The sequence below is a fragment of the Isoptericola sp. NPDC056578 genome (assembly GCF_042793275.1).
Lineage (GTDB): Bacteria > Actinomycetota > Actinomycetes > Actinomycetales > Cellulomonadaceae > Isoptericola.
In genome coordinates this window covers 94,258-116,373 of record NZ_JBHTVC010000008.1, presented here as the reverse complement: position 1 = coordinate 116,373, position 22,116 = coordinate 94,258, and the positions used below count along the sequence as shown (strand labels likewise).

Sequence of the window (22,116 nt, the reverse complement as noted above, 5' to 3'; positions counted from 1 at the left end):
ATTGACTATCAAACACACTGTTGAGTTCTCAAACAACCGACGCACACCGCAGAACCAGAACCAACCGTTCCGACCCCGCCGGGGCAACCCCTCAAACTTACCAGACTTTTTCGGCCGTTCCGACCGCCTGTTTCCAGCCGATCGAACTGCCCGACGCAAGTCGGAAAGCCCCACACCGGTGCTCGGGGCGCACGAATGCGACCTGATCCTCGATGTGAGTTCCAGCCCCGCGCGGCCACCTGAGCTCCGGTCTCCCGGATCATGCTCTTTGGTGTCCGTCTCCCTGTCGGGCTGACGTCGTAGAACATTACACGCTCCGCAGCGCCCGGCCAACTCCGCCCGCGGTGACGCGGGGCACACCGCTCCCCGGGCCCCGACGAGGGCTCTGGACGGGGTCCAGAATCGTGCCGTGACCACCCCGCAGACCGCACCACAGCCCCCGGCGTCCGTCGTCGTCCGGCCCGCCCGGGCCGACGAGAGCGCGCACGTCGCATGGCTCGCCGCACTCACGTTCCCGCTGGCGTGCCCGCCGGGGACCCCGGTGGCCACGATGGCCGCACACGTGGCCGCCCATCTGTCCCCGGGTGCCGTCCGCGCCTGGGTCGCGTCCGACAGGCACGCGCTCCTGGTCGCCGTCGACGACAGGCCCGGAGCACCCGACGACGGTTCGACGACGCCCCTCGGCTACGCGCTCGTGTCCTTCGGCGAGCCGGACGGTGACGAGGAACGAGAGGTGCTGGGCGCCGTCGTGGGCGCGGGCCCGTACGCCGAGCTCTCCAAGATCTACGTGCACCCGGACGTGCTCGGCGGCGGCGTCGCCGCTCAGCTCCTCGAGGCCGCTGCCGCGGCCGCGGGCGCGCTCGGCGCCGCCGCCGGGGTGGACGCTCCCCTGTGGCTCGGCACCAACGCGCAGAACACCCGCGCACAGGCCTTCTATCGCAAGCACGGCTTCGTGGTCGCCGGCACGCGCACGTACGACGTGGGTGGCGTGCGGCACGACGACGTCGTGATGGTCCGCCGCGCGGCCTGACCGCGCGAGCCGACGACGACGGGCGGGCGACGTGTGTCGCCCGCCCGTTGTCGTCCAGCGGGTCCCGGAGGTCCTCAGCCCCGCAGCGCGAGGATCGCGTCCGCGCTGCGCTCCGCGTTGCCGAAGGAGTCGACGGGGAACGGGGGCTCGGCGACCGTCGACGCGTTGTCCTGCTCCCAGATGCCGTGCTGGCGCCCCGAGCCGTTCAGCGCGCCGAGGAACGCCTGGTAGTCGAGGTCGCCCACCCCGAACTCGACGATGTCGTAGCCGTTGGACGACTGCGGGTTCACCCGCCCGTCCTTGAGGTGGAACATCGGATAGCGGTTCCGGTGCGCCAGGACGTACTCCACCGGCTCGAACCCCGGGTAGAGGTGCCGGCCCACGAACGCCCAGAACACGTCCATCTCCAGGTAGACCGTCGCCGGGTCGGTGTTCTCCAGGAAGACGTCGTACAGCCGCGTCGCCGGGTCGTCGGCCGCGAAGCCGAACTCGTGCTGGTGGTTGTGCTGGTAGAACTTCAGCCCGCGCGCCGCAGCCGCCGCGCCGAACCCGTTGAACTGCTCCGCCGCCGCCAGGTAGCCGCCGACGGTGCGGTCGTTCGTGGGGGCGTTGGCCGTGCCGACGTGCGCCATCCCGAGGGTCTGGGCGATGTCGAGCTCGGCCTCCATGTTGCGGACGAAGTCGGCGATGCCCCGGTGCGCGCCGACCGCCACGAGGCCGTTGTCGTCCAGGAGCGTGCGGATCTCCGACGGCGTGATCGCGCCGACCGCGCCCTGCGTGTACCCGGCGAACTCCACCTCGCGGTACCCGAGGGTGGAGAGCCGCTCGAAGACCGCCCGGAACCCGAGCGCGTTGACCTTGTCCCGGATCGAGAAGAGCTGGATGCCCAGCTTGCCCGGCGGGACGAGCCGGCGCCCGCCGCCGGCCGCGAGCGCCGACGAGGCCGTCGCCGCCCCCAGGCCCACGGACGTGACGGCCGCGGCACCCACCGCGACGGTGGAGCCCGCCAGGCGCAGGAACGACCGACGGTCGAGCTCGGTACGACTGGTCATGCTGATCCCCTTTGATCAGGACGCCGGACCGCCCGGCGCCACGCTGTCGCGAGCTTCGGGAGCGGCTCAGCGCTGGGAGAACGCGGCGTCGAACGCGGCCTCGGGCGCGTCGAACGCGAGCCGGCGCACCAGCTCCAGGGCCTCCGGCGCGCCGACCAGGCGGTCCATGCCGGCGTCCTCCCACTCGATCGAGATGGGCCCCGCGTAGCCGATCGTGTTGAGCATCCGGAACGCGTCCTCCCACGGCACGTCGCCGTGCCCCGTGGAGATGAAGTCCCACCCCCGCCGCGGGTCGGCCCACGGCAGGTGGGACGACAGGCGCCCGTTGCGGCCGTTGCCCATCCGCTTCTTCGTGTCCTTGCAGTCCACGTGGTAGATCCGGTCCTTGAAGTCCCACAGGAAGCTCACCGGGTCGAGGTCCTGCCACACCATGTGCGACGGGTCCCAGTTGAGGCCGAACGCCTCGCGGTGCCCGATCGCCTCCAGCGTGCGCACGGTGGTCCAGTAGTCGTACGCGATCTCGCTCGGGTGCACCTCGTGCGCGAAGCGCACGCCCACCTCGTCGAAGACGTCGAGGATCGGGTTCCACCGGTCGGCGAAGTCCTGGTAGCCCGCCTCGACCATCGCCTCCGTGGCCGGCGGGAACATCGCCACGTACTTCCAGATCGACGACCCCGTGAAGCCCACCACGGTGTCGACGCCGAGCCGCGCCGCCAGCCGGGCGGTGTGCTTCATCTCCTCCGCGGCGCGCTGCCGCACCCCCTCCGGGTCGCCGTCGCCCCACACGACGTCCGGCAGGATGTCGCGGTGCCGCTCGTCGATCGGGTCGTCGCAGACGGCCTGGCCCTTGAGGTGGTTGGAGATGGCGTACACCTTCAGCCCGTGCCGCTCCAGCAGGTCGAGACGGGACTGCACGTACGCGTCGTCGTCCCACCGCCACGGGTCCAGGTGGTCGCCCCAGCAGGCGAGCTCGAGGCCGTCGTAGCCCCAGCCCGAGGCGAGGCGGGCCACCTCCTCCAGGGGCAGGTCGGCCCACTGGCCCGTGAACAGGGTGATCGGTCGTGCCATGGTGCGGTTCTCCTCGTCGAGACGGCGGTGCGGGTGGTGGCGGCGAGCTGGTGACGTGGGAGCGGGGCGTGGTCAGCCGGGCAGGTCGACCCAGGCGTGGCCGGCGTCCGAGCTGCGCTCGACGGCGTCGAGCACGCGCTGCACGGCGAGCCCGTCGGCGAACGACGGGGTCGGCTGCTTCCCCGCCGCCAGGTCCTCGACGAGGTCGACGACCTGGTGGGTGAACGCGTGCTCGTAGCCGAGACCGTGGCCGGCGGGCCACCAGTGCCCGCCGTACGGGTGCTCCGGCTCGGTGACGACGATGCGGCGGAAGCCCGCGACCTCCGCGTCGTCCTCGGCGTCGAAGTAGTGCAGGAGGTTCATGTCCTCGAAGTCGAAGGCGAGCGAGCCGCGGGTGCCGCTGACCTCGAGCCGGATGGCGTTCTTCCGCCCCCACGCGTACCGCGTGGCCTCGAAGGTCGCCGTCCCGCCGCCCGACAGCCGGCCGAAGAAGATCGCGGCGTCGTCGACGGTGACCGGGCCGGTGCCCTCCCCCGCCTCCCCCGACAGGCCGGAGAAGGACGCCGGGACCGGCCGCTCGCGCACGAACGTCTCGAGCATGCCCGCCACGCCGACCAGCCGCTCCCCCGTGACGAACTGGGCCAGGTCGACCACGTGCGCGCCGATGTCACCCAGCGCCCCCGACCCGGCCTTGGCCTTGTCGAGCCGCCACGACAGCGGCGTGGCCGGGTCGGACAGCCAGTCCTGCAGGTACTGCGCGCGCACCTGTCGCACCTCGCCGATCCGGCCCTGCTCGACCAGGCGTCGCGCGAGCTGGATCGCCGGGACGCGGCGGTAGGTGAACCCCACCGCCGCGAACACCCCGCGCGCGGCCGCGGCGTCGGCCGCGCGGACCATCTCCTCCGCCTCGGCCACCGAGTTCGCGAGCGGCTTCTCGCACAGCACGTGCTTGCCCGCCTCGAGCGCCGCGACGGCGATCTCGGCGTGCGTGTCGCCCGGCGTGCAGACGTCGACGAGGTCGACGTCGTCCCGGGTGACGAGCTCGCGCCAGTCGGTGACGGCGTCGTCCCAGCCGAGCCGGTCCGCCGCCGCGCGCACCCCCGCGGCGGTGCGGCCCGCCACGACCCGCATCCGCGGGGCGAGCGGGAGGTCGAAGAACCGCGGCGCCGTCCGCCACGCCTGCGAGTGCGCGGCCCCCATGAACGCGTATCCGACCATCCCGACGCCCAGCGTCGGCGTGCCCCCTGCCGTGGCGTGCTCGCTCATCGAGCGACCTCCGTTTCCTCGTGCGGCTGTCGTGCTTCCGTGCGTGCTCTGCGGGTCGGGCCTGACGTCAGGACCGGAACCCGATGGACATGTACTGGTCGACGTTGTCCGCCGTGACCACCGGCGCGTACAGCTGGGTGGTGCGCGGGACCCCGGCCGAGACCAGGTCTCCCATGTTCTTGTTGTGCACCACCAGGCGGGCCAGCTTGATGCCGTCGGCCGCCTGCGTCGACGGGTAGACGACGGTCGCCTTCAGCACCGAGTCGTCCGCCTGGATGTGCTCCATGACGTCGAGGGACCCGGCGCCGCCGACCATGAAGAACTCGTCCCGGCCGGCGTTCTCGATCGCGGCGAGGACGCCGACACCCTGGTCGTCGTCATGGTTCCAGATGGCGTCGATCTGGGGCTCCGCCTGCAGCAGGTTCGACGTCGCCGTCTCCCCGCCCTGGACCGTGAAGTCCGCCGCGACCCGGCGGTCGACGTCGAGCCCGCAGTCGGACAGCGCGTCCTCGAACCCCTTGCTGCGGTCCTGGGTGAGCGGGAGCGACTCGATGCCCTGGATCTCGGCGACGATCGCGTCCGGGTTGTCGCCGAGCTGCTCGCAGATGTAGGTGCCGGCGCTCACGCCCATGCCGTAGTTGTCGCCGAGCACCGTGGCGCGCGCGGCGAACGGGCTGGAGAACTCGCGGTCGACGTTGATGACCGGGATGCCGGCCTCCATCGCCTTGGTCGCGACCTCGGTGAGCGCGGCGCCGTCGAACGGCAGCAGCACGATGGCGTCGACCTTGTCGTTGATGAACTGCTCGATCTGGCTGATCTGCACGTTGACGTCGTTCGTCGCCTCGGCCTGGCGGAGCTCGACGTCGGAGTACTGCTCGGCGGTGTCGACCGCCGACTTGGTGATGGCGCCCATCCAGCCGTGGTCGGCGGCGGGGGCGGAGAAGCCGATGACGACCTTCTCGCCCGGCTCGTCGTTGCCCTCGGCGGCGACCTGCGGGGCGGCCGAGCCCTCGTCCTCGGGCGGCTCGTTGCTGGTGCAGCCGGCGGCGAGCAGGACGGCGGTCGCGGCCGTCGCGGCCAGCGCGACGACGCGACGGCCACGGGTAGGACGCTCCAGCGCGGTGCGTGCGGACATGTGATCATCCTCGATTCGGTCCGGCCGTCCCGGGCGGGTGGCCCGGTGCGGGATGGTGCTGGGGTGGAGCTGGGGTGGTGCGGGGAGGTTCGGGAGGGCGGTGCGTCAGGTGGACGCGGAGCGCCGGGCGAAGCGCTGCTGGAGCAGGACGGCGACCACGATGATCGCGCCCTTGGCGACGTTCTGGGCGGAGATCGACAGGTTGTTGATCGTGAAGACGTTGGTCAGCATCGCGAAGATGAGGACGCCGATGACGGTGCCCACGATCGTGCCGCGGCCACCGATGAGCAGCGTGCCGCCGACGACGACGGCCGCGATCACCTCGAGCTCGTAGTACAGGCCGTTCGTGGAGGTGCCCGCGGTGGTGCGGCCGAGCATCATCACGCCCGCGATGCCGGCGGCCAGCCCGGACAGCGCGTAGACGTACAGCAGGTGACGCTGCACCTTGATGCCCGCGAGCCGCGACGCCTCGAGGTTGCCGCCCACGGCCACCGTGCGGCGGCCGAACGTGGTGCGGTTGAACAGGAACCAGCCGGCGACGGCGACCACCGCGAAGATCCACACGAGCACCGGCACGCCGATGAAGTCGGCGCGGAAGAAGTCCAGGAAGCCGTCCACGTTGACGACCTGCGTCTGGCGGCCCGAGATCATCTCCGCGAGGCCGCGGGCGGCGATCATCATCGCCAGCGTCGCGATGAAGGACACGACCTTCCCGTACGCGATGATCAGGCCGTTGACGATGCCCGCCGCGGTGCCGACCACGAGCGCCGTGAGCACCATGACCGTCCAGTGCACGTCCTCGGCCATCGTCTGCGTGGCGAGCGTGCTGGCCCACACCGAGGCGAGCCCCGTCAGGGAGCCCACCGAGAGGTCGATCCCCCCGGCCGTGATGACGAACGTCATCCCGATGGCGAGGACCCCGGTCACGGACGCGAGCCGGAGGATGGTCATGACGTTGTCGAGGCTGGCGAAGCGCTCGCCGCCCGTGATCACGCCGACGACGGCGACGAGAGCCAGGGCCACGACGAGCCCGATCGTGCGGCCCGCCGGGCCCGACAGCCACGAGGGCCGCGACGTGCCGGCGGCCGGCGACTCCACCTGGGTGCTCATGCGGTGGTTCCTTCCATGACGAGGTCGAGCACGCCGTGCTCGTCGATGTCCTGCGCGGGTGCCCGGTGCACCACCCGCCCTTCGGAGACCACGAGCACGTGGTCGGCGAGGCCGAGGACCTCGGGGATCTCGCTGGAGACGACGACCACCGCCGTCCCGGCGTCGGCGAGGCGGCGCACGAGCGCGTACAGCTCGGACCGCGCGCCGACGTCGACGCCGCGGGTGGGCTCGTCGAGGAGCAGCACGTCGCAGCCGTGCACGAGCCATCGCCCGAGCAGGGCCTTCTGCTGGTTGCCGCCGGAGAGGGTGCGGGCCGCCCGGTCGACGTCGGTGGGCCGCAGGTCGAGGGCGGCCACCTGCTCGCGCGCCGCCGTGCGCTCGGCGCGCTCGTCGAGCCAGCCGCCGCGGGCGAACCGGGCGAACGTCGAGAGGGTGACGTTCCGGTAGACGGGCTCGTCGAGGACGAGGCCCTGGCTCTTGCGCTCCTCCGGGCACAGCCCGATGCCGGCGGCGACCGCGGTGTCGACCGAGCCCGCGCGCAGGGCGCGGCCCTTGACCGCGACGGTGCCCGACGACCGGCGGCGCGCGCCGTAGAGCGTCTCGAGGATCTCCGACCGCCCGGCGCCGACGAGCCCGGCCAGGCCGACGATCTCCCCGGCCCGGACCTGGAACGACACGTCCTCGAACGTGCCCGCGAGGCCCAGTCCCTCGACGTCGAGCACCACGGGCGCGTCGTCGGGGACGCCGGGGCGCTCGGGGAACGCGTACTCGACGTTGCGGCCGGTCATGAGCCGGATGAGCTCGGTCGTGGGCGTCGTGGCGGCCGGGAGGTCGCGGCCCACCGTGCGCCCGTTCTTGAGGACCGTGATGCGGTCGCCGATCTCCCGGATCTCCTCGAGGCGGTGGGAGATGTACACGACCGCGACGCCCTGGGCCGTGAGCGCGCGGACGACGCGGAACAGGTTCCGCACCTCCCCGGCGTCGAGCACGGCGGATGGCTCGTCCATGACGATGACGCGCGCCTCGTGGGAGAGCGCCCGCGCCATGGACACGACCTGCTTGCCCGCGGCGGAGAGCTGGCCGACCTCGCGGTGGGGCGAGATCTCGGGGTGGCCGAGGCGTGCCAGCAGCTCCCGGGTGCGGGTGGCGACCTCGCGGCGCTGGGTGAACCCGCCGCGCGCGAGCTCGTGCCCGAGGTACACGTTCTCCGCGACGGTGAGCCCGTCGACGACGTCGAGCTCCTGGTAGATCGTCGCGACCCCGCGCTGCAGGGCCGCGACCGGGTGCGGGACGACGACCTCCTCGCCGTCGAGCACGATCCGGCCCGCGGTGGGCTGGTGCGCCCCGGCGAGGACCTTGATGAGCGTGGACTTCCCGGCGCCGTTCTGCCCGAGCAGGCAGTGCACCTCGCCCGGCAGCACGTCGAGGTCCACCCCGTCGAGCGCCTTGGCGCCCGGGAAGTGCTTGACGATGCCCTCCATGCGCAGCAGAGGGGCGGGGGCGTCGCTGCCCTCCGGCGGTGCCGCGTCGTCGCGGTCCACGTCGACCATGGCTCGAACCTAGGACGCACTTCTGTCGATCGTCAAGCAAAAGACGGGTGTTATTCGATCGTGATTGACTACGGTCATGACGGAAGGCGCAGCGGCCGGACCTCGCACGCCCGGGGCCGGCGAGATGTTCCAGCTCCTGCGCGACGGCCGGGCCCGCACCCGCGCCGAGCTCGCGACCCTCACCGGCCAGGCCCGGTCGACCGTCGCGGGGCGGATCGACGCGCTCATGGCGGCGGGCCTCATCGCCCCTGCCGGCGAGGCCACCTCGACCGGGGGGCGCCCGCCCGCCACCTTCGCGTTCAACCCGTCGTCGCAGGTGGTGCTGGGGGTCGACCTCGGTGCCACCCACGCCCGGCTCGCCGTGACCGACCTCGCGTCCACCGTGCTCGCCGAGCTCGACGCGCCCCTCGCCATCGCCGACGGACCGGAGCCCGTGCTCGGCTGGGTCGCGGACACCGGGCGCAAGCTGCTCGAGACCGCGGGGCGCTCCGTCGGCGACCTCGCCGGCGTGGGCGTCGGCCTGCCGGGCCCCGTCGAGCACGCGACCGGGCACCCGAACAACCCGCCGATCATGCCCGGCTGGGACGACGCCGACGTGCCCGGCATCCTCCGCGGCCACTTCGACGCCCCCGCGCTGGTCGACAACGACGTGAACATCATGGCGCTCGGCGAGCACCGCATCGCCTGGCCCGACGTCTCCGACCTCATCCTCGTCAAGGTCGCCACCGGCATCGGCGCGGGCATCATCGCCGACGGCGCGCTGCGGCGTGGCGCCCAGGGCGCCGCCGGCGACGTCGGGCACATCGCCGTGCCCGGGGCGGAGGACATCGTGTGCCGGTGCGGCAACGTCGGCTGCCTCGAGGCGATCGCGAGCGCCCAGGCCCTGGCCGTGCGGCTCGGCGCCGAGGGCCTGGACGTGTCCGGCCCCGCGGACGTCGTCGCGCTGGTCCGCGGCGGCGACGTCACCGCCGGCCGTGCCGTGCGCCAGGCCGGGCGCGAGATCGGCAGCGTCCTCGCGGCGACGGTCAGCCTGCTCAACCCCTCCGTCATCGTGCTCGGCGGCATCCTCGCCGAGGCGGGCGAGCACCTCCTCGCCGGCATCCGCGAGGTCGTCTACCGGCGGTCGCTGCCGCTGGCCACCCAGCACCTGCGCATCGCCGTCGCGCGCACCGGCGCGCAGGCGGGCGTGCTCGGAGCGGCCGCCATGGCGGCCGACCACGCCTTGTCGCCCGACGCCGTGGACGCGCTGACCGCCTGACGCCGCCGTCCGTACGATGCGCGGCATGACCTCGGCGTTCACCGGACTCCTCGCCTACCCGATCACCCCGCTGGCCGAGGACGGGGAGGTGGACCTGGACGGCCTGGAGGCCCTCGTCGGCGCGGCCGTGTCCGCCGGCGCGGACGGCGTCGTCGTGCTGGCGACCTCCGGCTCCGGGGTGTCGTTCGACGACGACGAGCGCGACGCCGTGGTCCGGATCGCCGTGGCGGCCGCGGGCGGCGCGCCGTTGCACGTGGGCGCCGCCGCGGAGTCGGCGCACCGGGTCGTCGCGCGGGCACGCCGCGCCCGCGAGGCCGGTGCCGCCGGGCTGGTGCTGCCCCCGTTCGCGTACCTCCCGCTCGACGACGCGGAGGTGCGCGCCCTGTACGCACGGGTCGCGGCCGCCGTGCCGGGCACGCCGGTGTGCTTCTACAACAAGCCCGTGCAGCTCGGGTTCGACGTCTCTGCCGAGATGCTCGCGGCGCTGCACGACGACGGCTCCGTGGTCGCGGTGAAGGACCCGGCGTCGCAGCCGTCCCGACCGGGCGGACGCGTGGCCGCGCTGCGGACGGCGGGGGTCGCGGTGGGGCTCAGCGGCGACACCGCGCTGATCGGCGACGCCGAGCCCGCGGACGCCTGGCACACCGGGCTCGCGGCGCTCGCGCCGGCCGAGTACGTCGCCGTCCGGCGGGCCCGGGTCGCGGGGACCGTTGCCGCCGACGCGGCACGGGACTGGCTGCTCGACGTCGCGCGGGCCGTGGCGGACACGGGGCGCCCGGTCGCCGCGCTGCACGCCGTCGCCGCCCTGCTCGGTACGCCGACCGCGCCGCCGCGCGACACGCTCGTGCCGCTCACGGCCGCGGACGACGCCGAGCTGCAGGCCGTCGTCGCGCGACGCCCCTGACGCACCGCCGGACGTCAGGACGTGCGGTCGAGGACCGCGACGTGCAGGTCCAGCAGGGCCGCCGTGCGCTCGCTCGGGCCGCGGCCGAAGCCGCACTCCGTGGCGACGCCGACGGTCCGGTCGCCCAGCACCTGCGCGGCCGCGGCCAGCCGGCGCGCGGCCCCCTCGACGCCGTCCTCGTGGTGCAGGACGCCGAGGTAGAGCTCGGTGGCCGGGTCGAGCGCGAGGTCGCCGAGCGGCGCGACGTACGCGACGTCGTCGCGGTCGATCGGGACGGGCAGGTGCACCCACGTGATCGGGCGCGGGAGGGCCGCCACCAGGGCGTTCGCCATCTCCACGAGGTGTCCCGTGTCGGCCGGCTCGACGAAGTGCTTCTCGGCCACGTCGCCGTAGCAGAGGTGGAAGCCGAGCTGGACCCCCTCGGGCACGTGCGCCGCGAACCGCGCCGCGCGGGCGGCACAGCCGCGCACGACGTCCTCGTCCCCGCCGGCGTCGCGATCGAACCAGGCCCGCGCGGCACCGCCGCCGAGGTTCGCGCCCTCGACGAACGCGAACTCGGTGGCCAGGTCCACCTGCACCGCGAGGTCCTCGGCGGGGATCGCGGCGACGATCTCGTCGAGCTCGCGCACCAGCGCCGCCTCGTAGACCGGGTGCACCGCGGCACGGTCGGCCGGCGCGACGAACGTCGTGACCGCGGCCAGCGGCGACGGCAGGCAGACCTGGAACCGCGTGCCGGGCGCGATCACGCCCTCGGCGCGCAGGGCCGCGAAGTCGGCGTACGACGCGAGCGCGGCCTCCGCGTAGCCCAGCGGCCCGAACCGGAGCTCGTCCGCCGGCACCGAGCCGTCGAGCACGTGCGGCCGCACGTCGAAACCGGCCACGACGACGGGCGCGTCGCCCACGCGCACCAGCCCGTCGACCACCTCGAACCGCGCGCCCTGGAACAGGATCCAGTGGAACCGCTCGCCCACCTCGCCGTCCGGGATGCGGCGGGCGTGGGGGCCGAGCCGCGTCGCGACCGTGCGCAGCGTGTCGCGCGCCGAGGGGAGGTTCACGGAACCCACCAGGTGGGCGCCGCGCAGCGTCAGGGTCGAGGCGGTCTGGGGCGAGGAGAGCGTGTCGGGCACCCGCGCATCGTAGCTCCGGGCGTCAGACCTCCTCGGCGGCGTCCGCGCTCTCCTCTGCGCCGTCCTGCGCACCATCGCCCAGCGCGGCCGGACCGCCCTGCAGCAGGCGCGTGAACGCCGCCTCGTCGAGGATCGGCAGGCCGAGCTCCTCCGCCTTCGCGGCCTTCGACCCGGCGTTGGCGCCGACGACGACGTAGTCCGTCTTCTTCGACACCGACCCGGCCGCCTTGCCGCCCGCGGCCAGGACGGCCTCCTTGGCGCCGTCGCGGCTGTAGCCCTCGAGCGAGCCGGTGACCACCACCGTGAGCCCGGCGAGCGGCCCGGTCGGGCCCTTGTCGGCCGCTGCCGCCATCGCCTCGGGGCCCGGGTGGTCGGGGATCCACGTGCGCACCCCGGCCGCCTGCCAGCGGTCGACGATCTCGCGGTGCCACTCGACGTCGAACCAGGCCAGCAGCGCGTCGGCGATGATCGGGCCCACGCCCTCGACGGCGGCCAGCTCCTCGCGCGACGCCGCCCGGATCGCGTCGAGCGAGCCGAACCAGCCCGCGAGCGCCCGGGCCGCCACGGGCCCGACATGGCGGATGTTGAGGCTGACGAGGATGCGCCACAGGTCCTTCGTCTTGGCCAGCTCCAGCTCCTCGAGGAGCTTGGTGGCCGCAGCGGTGGGCTCGAACTCGGGCAGGGCCTCGCCCGCCGCCTCGGCCTCGGCGCGGCGGGCCCTGGTGACCGTGACCTTCTTGCGGAACGGGGTGCGGCGCCGCGCGACGCCGTCGTCGTCCGCCCTGGGCAGCCCCGTCTCGGCGTCGCGCACGACGACCTCGATGGGCAGCAGCTGCTCCAGCGTGAGGTCGAACAGGCCCGCCTCCGTGCGCAGCGGAGGCACCTCGGGCACCTCGGGCTGCGTGAGGGCCGACGCCGTGACCTCGCCGAGCGCCTCGACGTCCAGCCCGCCGCGCGAGCCGATGTGCTCCACCCGGCCGCGCACCTGCGCCGGGCACGTCTCGGCGTTGGGGCAGCGCAGGTCGACGTCACCCTCCTTCATCGCCCGCAGCGGGGTGCCGCACTCGGGGCATTCGGCGGGCATGACGAACTCCTCGCGCGGGTAGCCGTCGTCGGCCAGCGCCGTCACCGGGCCGAGGATCTCGGGGATGACGTCGCCCGCCTTGCGCAGCACGACCATGTCGCCGATGCGCACGCCCTTCGCCTTCACCACGTCCTGGTTGTGCAGGGTCGCCTGGCGCACGGTGGAGCCTGCGACCAGGACCGGCTCCATCACCGCGTACGGGGTGGCGCGGCCGGTGCGCCCCACGCCCACCTGGATCGCCACGAGGCGGGTCGTGACCTCCTCGGGCGGGTACTTGTAGGCGATCGCCCAGCGGGGGGCGCGGCTCGTCGCGCCGAGCCGGCGCTGGTCGTCGAGGGCGTCGACCTTGACGACGATGCCGTCCAGCTCGTGCTCGATGTCGTGCCGGTGGGCGCCGAACCACTCGATCATCTCGACGACGCCGTCGACACCCTCGACCACCCGGTTGTGCGGGGAGACCGGCAGCCCCCACCGCGCGAAGTGCTCGTACGCCTCCGACTGCCGGGCCAGCTCCGTGTGCTCGCCCGCCGTCCACTGCAGCGCGCCGATCCCGTGCACGTACAGGCGCAGGGACTCGACGCGGGCGACGCCCGCCTCGAGCTCCATGCCCTCCTTCTTGTCGAGCAGCTGGCGAAGCCCGCCGGCCGCCGCGTTGCGCGGGTTGGCGAACTGCGGGAAGCGGCGGAGCGCCGCGACGCGGGCCCGCTCCTCGTCGAACGGGCGGGCGGCGGAGGCCCGGCCCTCGTGCCGCGCCCGCGACTCGGCCACGACGCGCTCGCGCAGCTGCCCCTGCAGCTCGTTCAGCCGCTCGAAGGAGGCGACGGGGATGAAGACCTCGCCGCGGACCTCGACGAGGTCGGGGTGTCCGTCGCCCGCCAGCCGCCGCGGGATGTCGGCGATCCGCAGCGCGTTCTGCGTGACGTCCTCGCCCGTGCGGCCGTCGCCGCGGGTCGCCGCGCGCACCAGGCGCCCCTTCTCGTACAGCAGGGCGATGGCGAGCCCGTCGATCTTCACCTCGGACAGGTAGCCGACGTGCTCCGCGCCCAGGTCGCGGGCCACGCGCGCGTCCCACGCCCGCAGCTCGTCGACGGAGAACACGTTGTCGAGGCTGAGCATCCGCTCGACGTGCTCGACCGTCGCGAAGCCGGCGGCGGCCGCGCCGCCCACCCGCTGCGTCGGCGACTCGGGCGTCTGGAGCGCCGGGTGCGCGGCCTCGATCGCCTCCAGCTCGTGCATCCGCGCGTCGTACTCCGCGTCGGACACCCGGGGGGCGTCGTCCTCGTAGTAGGCGCGCTGGTCCTCCTCGACGAGGGCGACCAGCTCGGCCCAGCGACGCTGGGCGGCGGCTTCGTCGAGCAGGGTGTCCGGCGCTGAGTCGAGGCCGGTGTTCTCGGTGTCCGTCACGGGCCCATCTTGCCGCGCGCCGCCGACACCGGCCGGGTCGGGCGCCCCGTCCCGCCCGACCTGCGAGAAGGCCTGTCCCGATCCCTGTCCGAACCGCTACGATTCTGGCGATTTGGCCCCTCTCGACCGACAGCAAGGACGCTCATGAAGATCGCCGTCGTCGGCGCCGGCTTCGCCGGCCTGGCCAGCGCCAAGGTGCTCCGCGAGTTCGGGCACGACGTCACCGTGCTCGACAAGGCCCCCGACGTCGGCGGCGTGTGGAGCGCGAGCCGCCGTTACTCGGGCCTGACCACGCAGAACAACAAGGGCTCGTACGCCTTCTCGGACCTGCCCATGCCGAAGGACTACCCCGAGTGGCCCAGCGGCCAGCAGGTGCAGGCGTACCTCGAGCGGTACGTCGACCTCCACGACCTGCGCGGCTCGCTCCGGCTGTCGACCGAGGTCGTGCGCGCGGAGCTCACGCCCGCGGAGGACGGCTGGTCCGTCACCGCGCGGCGCACGGGCGAGCCGGTCGGCGAGCCGGAGCGCTTCGACCACGTCGTGGTCGCGAACGGCATCTTCTCCGACCCGGTGATCCCGCGCTTCGAGGGCCTGGCGCAGCTGCTGCGCGCCGGCGGCAAGGTGGTCGCCTCGAGCCAGCTCACGTCCCTCGAGGACGCGCGCGGCAAGCACGTCGTCGTCGTCGGCTACGGCAAGTCCGCGTGCGACGTCGCCGCCGAGATCGCCCCGGTCGCCGCGAGCACCCAGGTCGTGGCGCGGCACCTGCTGTGGAAGCTGCCCAAGCGGCTCGGCAACGCGCTCAACTACAAGTACCTCCTGCTCACCCGCATGGGCGAGGGGCTGTTCCGCTACGAGACGCTGTCCGGGGGCGTGGAGAAGTTCCTGCACGGGCCGGGCGACGGCGTCCGCCGGTCGATGCTCGCCAGCGTCGGCGCGGTCTCGGTCAAGCAGTTCCGCCTGAAGGAGCTCGGGCTCGTGCCGCGCGGCGAGTTCGCCGACATCGCCCGCTCGACGGTCTCGCTCGCCACCGACAGCTTCTTCGAGCAGGTGTCCGAGGGACGGATCGACGTGCACCGCGAGTCCGAGATCGAGCGCTTCGCCGTGGACGACGACGGCGCCCCCGTCGCCGTGCTCGACGACGGCACCACCGTGCGCGCCGACCTCGTGGTGTGCGGCACCGGCTTCCACCAGCGCGTGCCGTTCCTCGACGACGACCTCCAGGCGCGGCTGCTCGACGACCGCGGCAACTTCCAGCTCTACCGGCAGGTGCTGCCGCACGACGTGCCGCACCTGACGTTCGCCGGGTACAACTCGTCGCTGTTCAGCCCGCTGTCGGCCGAGGTCGCCGCGCTGTGGACCGCCGCCCACCTGGCCGGCGCCGTCGACGTCCCCCCGGTCGAGGAGCGCCGCGAGCTCGTCGCGAGCCGCGTGGACTGGATGGAGAAGCGCACCGAGGGCAAGCACGCCCGCGGCACCAACGTCATCCCGTTCTCGCTGCACCAGATCGACGAGATGCTGACGGACCTCGACCTGCAGCTGCCCGCGGCCACCCGCGCCGGCCAGTGGCTGCTGCCGGTGGACCCGAAGGCGTACCGGCACCTGCCCGGCCGGCTGCGCGAGCGGATCGGCTGACGCGGCCGGTCACCTGAAGCGCACGGGGAGCGCGCTCGGGTAGCGCACCCACGCGGAGCGCACGGGCACGACGTCGGCCGGCGCGACGGTCAGCTCCACGTCCGCGACCCGGGCGAGGAAGTGCCCCACGACCGTCCGGGTGATCAGCGGCGCCGTGCGGTGCGCCGGGCACGCGTGCGCGCCGGTCCCCCACGTGAGGTGGAAGCGCGCGTCGGCCTGCTCCCACGGGTCCGCGGCGCGGACGGTGCGGTCGGCGTTGGCCGCCGCCACCGCCGGCACGACGGCGTCGCCCGCCGCGATCGCCTGGCCGCCCAGCTCGCCGTCGGCGAGGGCGTAGCGCGGCCGCAGGTGCGGCAGCGGGGGCGCGTCCCGCGCCACCTCGTCGAGCGCGTCGTCGAGCGAGAGGCGGCCGCCGTGCAGACGGCCGGCGAACCCCGGGTCGGCGAGCAGCCGCTGCACCGCGGTCGCGATCCACGCGATCTCGGCGTCGTGCGCCGTGGCGAACACGAGCGCGACGGCGGCCATCACCTCGAGGTCGTTCTCGTGGGCGGGGTGGGCGAGCAGCGCGGACGTCAGGTCGTCGCTCGGCTCCGCGCGACGCCCGGCGACGAAGCCCGCGAGCAGGTCCTCCGCCTCGAGGGACGCCGGGTACGCGTCGTCGGTGCCGGAGCGCTGGGCGACGGTGAGCTCGTGCATCCGGCGGGCGTCCGCGAGCGTCATGCCGAGCAGGTCGGCCAGCACCCGCACCGGCACGTCGACGGCGTACTCCGCCACCAGGTCCGCCGTGCCGCGGGCGGCCAGGCGGTCGAGCACCGAGGTGCAGGCGACGTCCGCCGTCCGCCGCACGCGCTTGTCCTCCACGGCGTCGAGCGCGTCGGCCAGGGGTGTGCGCAGGCGCCGGTGCTCCGCACCGTCCCGGTCGTGGGCGCCGTCGCGCGAGGCGAGCAGCGCGCGGGTCGCCGAGCGCCGCCCGACGAGTCCCTCCGCCTCGTACCGCCAGTGCCGCGCGTCGCGGGAGAACATCGCCTCGTTGCGCAGGACGGCGGCGACCTCCGCGTGGCCGAGCGCGAGCCACGCGGGCACGCCCGGCTCGAGGTCGACGGGCGCGAGGGCCCCCCAGCGCGAGCGCAGCGCCTCGTACCGCGCCGCCGGGTCGGGCGCGCCGACCAGGTCGGCGAGGAGCGGCCGGTCGGCCACGTCCTCGAGGCGCACCACGCGCACCGCGCCGGTGAGGCTCATGCCGCGGCGCCCGCGCGGGCGAGGCGCACCGCGTGCGCGACGAGCGCCTGGAGCGCCTCGACGGCCTGCCGCCGTTCGCGCAGGTCGCCGGCGACGACGGGGGTGTCCGGCGGCAGGTCGAGCGCGGCGCGCACCGCGTCGGTGCCGTGCCGCGGCGCGTCCGGGAACTCGTTGACGACGACCGTGACCGGCAGCGCCGTGTGCTCCTCGAGCTGGTCCAGCACCTCGAAGCTCTCCTCCAGGCGGCGCGTGTCCACGACCACGAGCGCGCCGACCGCGCCGTCCGCCAGCCCCGCCCACAGGTCCCAGAAGCGCTTCTGCCCGGGCGTGCCGAACAGGTAGAGGGCCGTGGTGCCGCCCACCGTGACGCGCCCGAAGTCCATCGCGACCGTCGTCGTGCTCTTCTCCCCCAGCCGCGGGTCGACGCCGACGCTGGCCGCCGTGATCGTCTCCTCCGTGCTCAGCACGGGGATCTCGCTCACCGCGCCGATGAGCGTCGTCTTGCCGACGCCGTACGCGCCGACGACGAGCACCTTCACCGAGCGCTCGACCGTGGGCGCCAGGTGCAGGGAGGCCGGGTCGACGGGCGGTGCCTCAGAACCGGCGGAGACCATCGAGGACCTCCTCCAGCAGGCCGACGCCCGGCAGGTCGTGATGCGCCGACGACCGGACCGCCAGGTAGCCGGCGTCGAGCAGGTCGGAGGCGAGGACGGCGACCAGGCTGGTGGGCAGGTGCAGGTACGCGGCGAGCTCGGCCAGGGCGAGCGTGCCGCGGCACGTCTCGAGCAGGGCGCGCTCGTGCCGCCCCGCGCCGACGGGCAGCTCGCGGCCGTCGTCCACCGCGCACAGCAGCGTCTCGGGCCGCAGCGTGTTGCGGCTGGGGTGCGCGCGCCCGCCCGTGAGGACGTACGAGCGCACCGGGTGGTCGCGGTAGCCGCCCGTCATCGCGTCCCCTCCGCAGCGGGAACGGCGGGCACGCCGGCGGGCGTGGCTGCGGGGCGCAGGACGTCCGTGCCGAGCGTCCGCTCGCCGATCATCAGCACCTGGGCCTGCATCTGCTGGGCCACGAGCCCCGGGTCGACCGCCGCGTCGGTGACGACCGCCAGCCGCGAGCCGTCGCCCGCGCCGCGCACGAAGAGGAAGCCGCCGTCGAACTCGACGAGCACCTGCCGCAGCGCGTCGCCGGCGCCGAACTCCCGGCCCATGCTCATGCCGAGCGCCACGAGGCCGGCGCACGCCGCCGCGACCTTGTCGGCCGTGTCCGGCGGCGTGACGTCCGTGCGGACCTTCACCAGGCCGTCCGAGCTGAGCACGACGACGTGCCGCACGCCGCGCACCCCCGCGACGAGGTCGAGCATCCAGCTGTCCGGGTGCGCGGGCGCGGGGGTCGCGTCGGTGGTCGAGGTCGTCATGTGTCCTCCGAGGTCACGTCCGGCACGGCGGACGGCTGCTGGCTGGGATGGTCGGTGGTCGGGGTCCCGGCGGCGTCGTCGGGTGCGCCGGCGGAGGCGTCCCGGTCGGCGGAGAAGAACGCGCCGATCCACGCGCCGGCCTCCTCCGCCGTCTGTGCCGGGACCGCCGCGGTCGGGGCGGTCGGCGGCGCGCCGGGCACCGCGCGCTGGGTCCCCGTGGCGGGGCCGCGGCGCGAGCGCCGCTGCGGCAGGGTCGGGGCGCCGTCCGGCCCCGGCGTCCCGCCGCCGTGGGCCTCGGGCGCCGCCGGCCCGGGCCGCACCTCCGGGGCTGGCTGCTGCGGCCAGGGCTCGTCGACGCTCGGGGCGAGGGTGTCGGGCGCCGCGGCGGCCGCGGTGACGAGCTCGGCCGGCACCATGACCACGGCGCGCAGGCCGCCGTACACGGACTCCGTGAGGTCCACGCGCAGGTCGAGGGCACGGGCGTACGAGCCCACGACCGCGAGGCCGGTCTGCGGCACCTCGCCGAGGTCGGCGATGCCGACGGACCGCGCGCCGGACGCGACGGCGCGCACCCGCTCCAGCTCGCGGGCGGCCATCCCGACGCCGCAGTCGTCGACCTCGACGACCGCGCCCCGCTGCACCTGCCGGATCGCGACGAGCACCTGGGTGCTGGGGGGCGAGCACTGGGTGGCGTTGGCGAGCAGCTCGGCGAGGACGTGCACGACCGGCTCGACCGCGCGGCCGACCACGGCCAGCCCCGGGTCGCCGGACACCTCGACGCGCTGGAACGCCGTGATCCGGCCGGCGGCCGCGCGCACGACGTCCGGCAGGGCGAGCGGGTCGTCCCACGTCTGCCCGGGCCGCCGGCCGCACAGCGCGACGAGGTTCTGCGCCTGGCGCGCGTGCTGCGCGGCGGCGTGGTCGATCCGCATGGAGGTCTGCAGGACGTCCGGGTCGGCCGCGTGCCGCTGCACCATCCGCGCCGCCTCCTCCTGGATGCGGTGCGCCGACGCCTGCACCTTGCGCCCCAGGGCGACGACGGCGGTCTCCACGGCGGAGCGCTGGTCGTCGCGGGCCTCGCGGGTGCGCGCGAGCTCGGCCGTCGCGTCGTCCAGCGCACCGGCGGCGGCGGCGAGCTCCGCCGCGCGCGCGTCGCGCTCCGTCCGCAGCACGGCGCGGTCGCGGTCCCCGCGCGCGACGGCGCGGGACAGCGCCACCACCGCGACGACGACGAGCAGCGCGGCGGCTCCGGACAGCGCCGCCGCCCCCTCGGGCGGGAGCCGGTCGCCGAGCACCGGCACCGCCGCGAGGCACAGGACGGCCGCGGCCGCGCAGAGCTGGGCCGGGACGCGCGCCGTCGCGCGCGAGCCGGCAGAGGTCGTCGTGCTCACCGCACCCCCGTGGGTGGAAGGGTCGGGTCCCGGCGGCGGTGACCGTGCCGCGCGAAAGCGGCTTTTTCCGCGAAACCCTTGGATCGTCCATAGCGGGATCAATGCCCTGACCAGGAGTTTCTACCACGGGCACCCCCCGGGTGAAAGGCACCGCCACCCCTCGGCGCGCCCGGCGGCTAGGGTGCCGGACATGACCGCCGAGCGACTCGAGCCCGCACCACCGTCAGCCCTGGACGCCGCACCGCCGACCCCGCTCGACCCGACCCGCCCGGACCCGTTCGCGTGGCTCGAGGAGGTCGAGGGCGCCGAGGCGCTGGCGTGGGTGCGCGGCCGCAACGACCACGCGCACGCGACCGTCGGAGGCGCCCCCGGCTTCGCCGCGACGGAGGCGGCGGTCCGCGAGGTGCTCGACTCCGACGAGCGCATCCCCGACGTCTCCCGGATCGGCGACCACCTGTACAACTTCTGGCGCGACGCGGAGCACGAGCGCGGGATGTGGCGCCGCACCACCCTCGACTCGTACCGGACCGACTCCCCCGCCTGGGAGACGGTGCTCGACCTCGACGCCCTCGCCGCGGCGGAGGGCGAGAGCTGGGTGTGGCACGGCGCGTCGCTGCTGCGCCCGACGCCCGCGCAGCTCGCGGCGGGCGAGCCCTCGCGCCGCGCGCTGGTCGACCTCTCCCCCGGCGGCTCCGACGCGGACGTCACGCGCGAGTTCGACCTCGTCGACAAGCGGTTCGTCCCCGCCGCCGAGGGCGGGTTCGAGCGCGACACGGCGCGCGACGACGGTCGTACCGGCGCCAAGGGCGGCCTGGCGTGGGCCGACGAGGACACGGTGTACGTCTTCACCGACTTCGGCCCGGGCACGACGACGCCGTCCGGCTACCCGCGGACCGTGCGGCTGTGGCGGCGCGGGACGGCGCTCGAGGACGCGCCGCTGGTGTACGAGGGCGCCGACGACGACATGTACATCTCCGCGCGCCGCTCGCGCACGCCCGGCTTCGAGCGCGACCTCGTGAGCCGCTCGATCGCCTTCTACCGGTCGGAGACGTTCCTCGTCGAGGCGGTCGGGACGCCCGAGCAGCGGCTGGTGAGGATCGAGGTGCCCGAGTCGGCGGAGGTCGGCTTCCACCGCGAGTGGCTGCTGGTGGAGCTGCGCGACGACTGGACGCCCGCGGCCACCACCTACGCCGCCGGGTCGTTGCTGGCCGCGCCCGCGGACGCGTTCCTCGCCGGCTCGCGCGACCTCACGGTCCTGTTCGCGCCCACGCCGTCGACGTCGCTGGTCGGTGCCTCGTGGACGCGCCACCACCTGGTCGTCAACGTGCTCGACGACGTGAAGAACGCCGTGCACGTGCTCACCCCGCCCGCCGACACGTCCCTCGACGCGGCGGCCGGCGTGCCCTGGACCCGCTCGGAGCTCCCGCTCGGCGGCGGGCTGCTCACCGTCGGGGTGCGCGCCGTCGACCCCCTGGACGGCGACGACGTCTGGGTCACGACCACCGGGTACCTCACGCCGTCCACGCTCGCGCTGGCGACCGTCGCCGGTCCCGACGCGGAGCCGGGCGAGCCGGAGCCGCTGAAGGCCGCGCCGGCCTACTTCGACGCGGACGGCATGGTCGCGGTGCAGCACTTCGCCACCTCCGACGACGGCACCCGCGTGCCGTACTTCGTCGTGGGCCGCCAGGACCTGGTCGAGCCCGCCGACCCGACGACGCCGGGGACAGGGCCGGGCACCGCGCCCACGCTGCTGTACGGGTACGGCGGCTTCGAGATCCCGCTGCTGCCGGGCTACTCCGGCACGGTGGGGCGGGCGTGGCTCGCCCGCGGCGGCGTGTACGTCGTCGCGAACATCCGCGGCGGCGGCGAGTACGGCCCCGCGTGGCACCAGGCCGCGCTGCGCGAGCGCCGGCACAAGGCCTACGAGGACTTCGCCGCCGTCGCGCGCGACCTCGTGGCCCGCGGCATCACCACGCCCGAGCACCTCGGCGCGCAGGGCGGGTCCAACGGCGGCCTGCTGGCGGGGAACATGCTCACGCAGTACCCGGACCTGTTCGGCGCGGTCGTGGTGCAGGTGCCGCTGCTCGACATGTTGAGGTACTCCCACCTGCTCGCCGGCGCGTCGTGGGTGGCTGAGTACGGCGACCCCGACACCGAGGACTGGGAGTTCGTCCGCACCTTCTCGCCGTACCACCTGCTCGACGGCGACCGCAGCTACCCGCCGGTGCTGTTCACGACGTCGACGAAGGACGACCGCGTGCACCCCGGCCACGCGCGCAAGATGGCGGCGCTGATGCTGGCCGCGGGCGGGCCGGCCGGGCGGGACGTGACCTACTACGAGAACGTCGAGGGCGGCCACGGCGGCGCCGCCAACAACGCGCAGGCCGCGCACATGTCCGCCCTGGCCTGGACGTTCCTGCACGAGCGCCTGGCCTGACCGGCCGGTCCCGGCGG

18 protein-coding genes are annotated in these 22,116 nt (G+C 74.6%); 5 read left to right on the top strand and 13 right to left on the bottom strand.

Annotated elements, in window-relative coordinates:
• Positions 1-409: 409 nt before the first annotated feature.
• Positions 410-1,030: a GNAT family N-acetyltransferase gene (locus ACFQ80_RS05530; RefSeq protein ID WP_430562865.1), complete on the top strand. Its 621-nt coding sequence runs from the start codon at positions 410-412 to the stop codon at positions 1,028-1,030.
• Between the two features lie 74 nt (positions 1,031-1,104).
• Here ACFQ80_RS05530 and ACFQ80_RS05525 read toward each other — a convergent pair whose 3' ends face one another.
• From ACFQ80_RS05525 to ACFQ80_RS05500, 6 genes are all read right to left on the bottom strand, one after another.
• Entirely contained in the window at positions 1,105-2,082 is a 978-nt protein-coding gene (locus ACFQ80_RS05525) for a sugar phosphate isomerase/epimerase family protein (RefSeq protein ID WP_430562864.1), read from the bottom strand.
• A gap of 66 nt (positions 2,083-2,148) precedes the next feature.
• Complete coding sequence (locus ACFQ80_RS05520) at positions 2,149-3,150, bottom strand: sugar phosphate isomerase/epimerase family protein (RefSeq protein ID WP_429766845.1); 1,002 nt, start codon at positions 3,148-3,150, stop codon at positions 2,149-2,151.
• A gap of 72 nt (positions 3,151-3,222) precedes the next feature.
• Positions 3,223-4,416, bottom strand: coding sequence for a Gfo/Idh/MocA family protein (locus tag ACFQ80_RS05515; protein WP_430562863.1), 1,194 nt, complete (start codon positions 4,414-4,416; stop codon positions 3,223-3,225).
• Positions 4,417-4,483: 67 nt separating this feature from the next.
• Positions 4,484-5,551 (bottom strand): substrate-binding domain-containing protein, encoded by a 1,068-nt coding sequence (locus tag ACFQ80_RS05510; RefSeq protein ID WP_430552101.1) that lies wholly within the window; start codon positions 5,549-5,551, stop codon positions 4,484-4,486.
• Between the two features lie 105 nt (positions 5,552-5,656).
• The gene (locus ACFQ80_RS05505) at positions 5,657-6,661 is read right to left on the bottom strand and encodes an ABC transporter permease (RefSeq protein WP_430552100.1); all 1,005 of its coding nucleotides are present in this window, start codon (positions 6,659-6,661) and stop codon (positions 5,657-5,659) included.
• The gene (locus tag ACFQ80_RS05500; RefSeq protein ID WP_430562862.1) at positions 6,658-8,211 is read right to left on the bottom strand and encodes a sugar ABC transporter ATP-binding protein; all 1,554 of its coding nucleotides are present in this window, start codon (positions 8,209-8,211) and stop codon (positions 6,658-6,660) included. The genes ACFQ80_RS05505 and ACFQ80_RS05500 overlap by 4 nt, the downstream gene beginning before the upstream one ends.
• Positions 8,212-8,287: 76 nt before the next feature.
• Here ACFQ80_RS05500 and ACFQ80_RS05495 point away from each other — a divergent pair, with 76 nt between their 5' ends.
• Together ACFQ80_RS05495 and ACFQ80_RS05490 are read left to right on the top strand one after the other, a co-directional pair.
• Positions 8,288-9,469 (top strand): ROK family transcriptional regulator, encoded by a 1,182-nt coding sequence (locus ACFQ80_RS05495; protein ID WP_430552098.1) that lies wholly within the window; start codon positions 8,288-8,290, stop codon positions 9,467-9,469.
• A 25-nt stretch (positions 9,470-9,494) separates the two neighbouring features.
• A complete protein-coding gene (locus ACFQ80_RS05490) occupies positions 9,495-10,373 on the top strand; it encodes a dihydrodipicolinate synthase family protein (protein WP_430552097.1) in 879 nt (292 codons plus the stop codon).
• A gap of 14 nt (positions 10,374-10,387) precedes the next feature.
• On the opposite strand, the gene ACFQ80_RS05485 is transcribed toward ACFQ80_RS05490, so the two are convergent.
• The gene (locus ACFQ80_RS05485) at positions 10,388-11,500 is read right to left on the bottom strand and encodes a hypothetical protein (protein WP_430552096.1); all 1,113 of its coding nucleotides are present in this window, start codon (positions 11,498-11,500) and stop codon (positions 10,388-10,390) included.
• Between the two features lie 22 nt (positions 11,501-11,522).
• On the bottom strand, positions 11,523-13,988 hold the full coding sequence (gene ligA / locus ACFQ80_RS05480; protein WP_430562861.1) for an NAD-dependent DNA ligase LigA: 2,466 nt from the start codon (positions 13,986-13,988) through the stop codon (positions 11,523-11,525).
• Between the two features lie 144 nt (positions 13,989-14,132).
• Here ligA and ACFQ80_RS05475 point away from each other — a divergent pair, with 144 nt between their 5' ends.
• Complete coding sequence (locus tag ACFQ80_RS05475) at positions 14,133-15,620, top strand: flavin-containing monooxygenase (RefSeq protein WP_430562860.1); 1,488 nt, start codon at positions 14,133-14,135, stop codon at positions 15,618-15,620.
• Between the two features lie 9 nt (positions 15,621-15,629).
• Here ACFQ80_RS05475 and ACFQ80_RS05470 read toward each other — a convergent pair whose 3' ends face one another.
• Genes ACFQ80_RS05470 through ACFQ80_RS05450 form a run of 5 tightly spaced genes read right to left on the bottom strand, consistent with a single transcriptional unit; the run spans position 15,630 to position 19,662 of the window.
• A complete protein-coding gene (locus ACFQ80_RS05470; protein WP_430562859.1) occupies positions 15,630-16,859 on the bottom strand; it encodes a hypothetical protein in 1,230 nt (409 codons plus the stop codon).
• Positions 16,856-17,473 (bottom strand): ATP/GTP-binding protein, encoded by a 618-nt coding sequence (locus tag ACFQ80_RS05465; RefSeq protein WP_430562858.1) that lies wholly within the window; start codon positions 17,471-17,473, stop codon positions 16,856-16,858. Before ACFQ80_RS05465 ends, ACFQ80_RS05470 begins: the two co-directional genes overlap by 4 nt.
• On the bottom strand, positions 17,454-17,804 hold the full coding sequence (locus ACFQ80_RS05460) for a DUF742 domain-containing protein (RefSeq protein ID WP_430552091.1): 351 nt from the start codon (positions 17,802-17,804) through the stop codon (positions 17,454-17,456). The genes ACFQ80_RS05465 and ACFQ80_RS05460 overlap by 20 nt, the downstream gene beginning before the upstream one ends.
• On the bottom strand, positions 17,801-18,271 hold the full coding sequence (locus tag ACFQ80_RS05455; protein WP_430562857.1) for a roadblock/LC7 domain-containing protein: 471 nt from the start codon (positions 18,269-18,271) through the stop codon (positions 17,801-17,803). Before ACFQ80_RS05455 ends, ACFQ80_RS05460 begins: the two co-directional genes overlap by 4 nt.
• Positions 18,268-19,662: an ATP-binding protein gene (locus tag ACFQ80_RS05450; protein WP_430562856.1), complete on the bottom strand. Its 1,395-nt coding sequence runs from the start codon at positions 19,660-19,662 to the stop codon at positions 18,268-18,270. Before ACFQ80_RS05450 ends, ACFQ80_RS05455 begins: the two co-directional genes overlap by 4 nt.
• Before the next feature lie 190 nt (positions 19,663-19,852).
• Between ACFQ80_RS05450 and ACFQ80_RS05445 the strand changes: the two genes are divergently transcribed.
• Positions 19,853-22,099 (top strand): prolyl oligopeptidase family protein, encoded by a 2,247-nt coding sequence (locus tag ACFQ80_RS05445; protein ID WP_430562855.1) that lies wholly within the window; start codon positions 19,853-19,855, stop codon positions 22,097-22,099.
• The last annotated feature ends 17 nt before the right edge of the window (positions 22,100-22,116 follow it).

Coding starts and splice junctions, on each gene's coding strand:
- ACFQ80_RS05525 (WP_430562864.1), bottom strand. CDS start 2,082: ATGACCAGTCGTACCGAGCTCGACCGTCGGTCGTTCCTGCGCCTGGCG.
- ACFQ80_RS05520 (WP_429766845.1), bottom strand. CDS start 3,150: ATGGCACGACCGATCACCCTGTTCACGGGCCAGTGGGCCGACCTGCCC.
- ACFQ80_RS05515 (WP_430562863.1), bottom strand. CDS start 4,416: ATGAGCGAGCACGCCACGGCAGGGGGCACGCCGACGCTGGGCGTCGGG.
- ACFQ80_RS05510 (WP_430552101.1), bottom strand. CDS start 5,551: ATGTCCGCACGCACCGCGCTGGAGCGTCCTACCCGTGGCCGTCGCGTC.
- ACFQ80_RS05505 (WP_430552100.1), bottom strand. CDS start 6,661: ATGAGCACCCAGGTGGAGTCGCCGGCCGCCGGCACGTCGCGGCCCTCG.
- ACFQ80_RS05500 (WP_430562862.1), bottom strand. CDS start 8,211: ATGGTCGACGTGGACCGCGACGACGCGGCACCGCCGGAGGGCAGCGAC.
- ACFQ80_RS05495 (WP_430552098.1), top strand. CDS start 8,288: ATGACGGAAGGCGCAGCGGCCGGACCTCGCACGCCCGGGGCCGGCGAG.
- ACFQ80_RS05490 (WP_430552097.1), top strand. CDS start 9,495: ATGACCTCGGCGTTCACCGGACTCCTCGCCTACCCGATCACCCCGCTG.
- ACFQ80_RS05475 (WP_430562860.1), top strand. CDS start 14,133: ATGAAGATCGCCGTCGTCGGCGCCGGCTTCGCCGGCCTGGCCAGCGCC.
- ACFQ80_RS05470 (WP_430562859.1), bottom strand. CDS start 16,859: ATGAGCCTCACCGGCGCGGTGCGCGTGGTGCGCCTCGAGGACGTGGCC.
- ACFQ80_RS05465 (WP_430562858.1), bottom strand. CDS start 17,473: ATGGTCTCCGCCGGTTCTGAGGCACCGCCCGTCGACCCGGCCTCCCTG.
- ACFQ80_RS05460 (WP_430552091.1), bottom strand. CDS start 17,804: ATGACGGGCGGCTACCGCGACCACCCGGTGCGCTCGTACGTCCTCACG.
- ACFQ80_RS05455 (WP_430562857.1), bottom strand. CDS start 18,271: ATGACGACCTCGACCACCGACGCGACCCCCGCGCCCGCGCACCCGGAC.
- ACFQ80_RS05445 (WP_430562855.1), top strand. CDS start 19,853: ATGACCGCCGAGCGACTCGAGCCCGCACCACCGTCAGCCCTGGACGCC.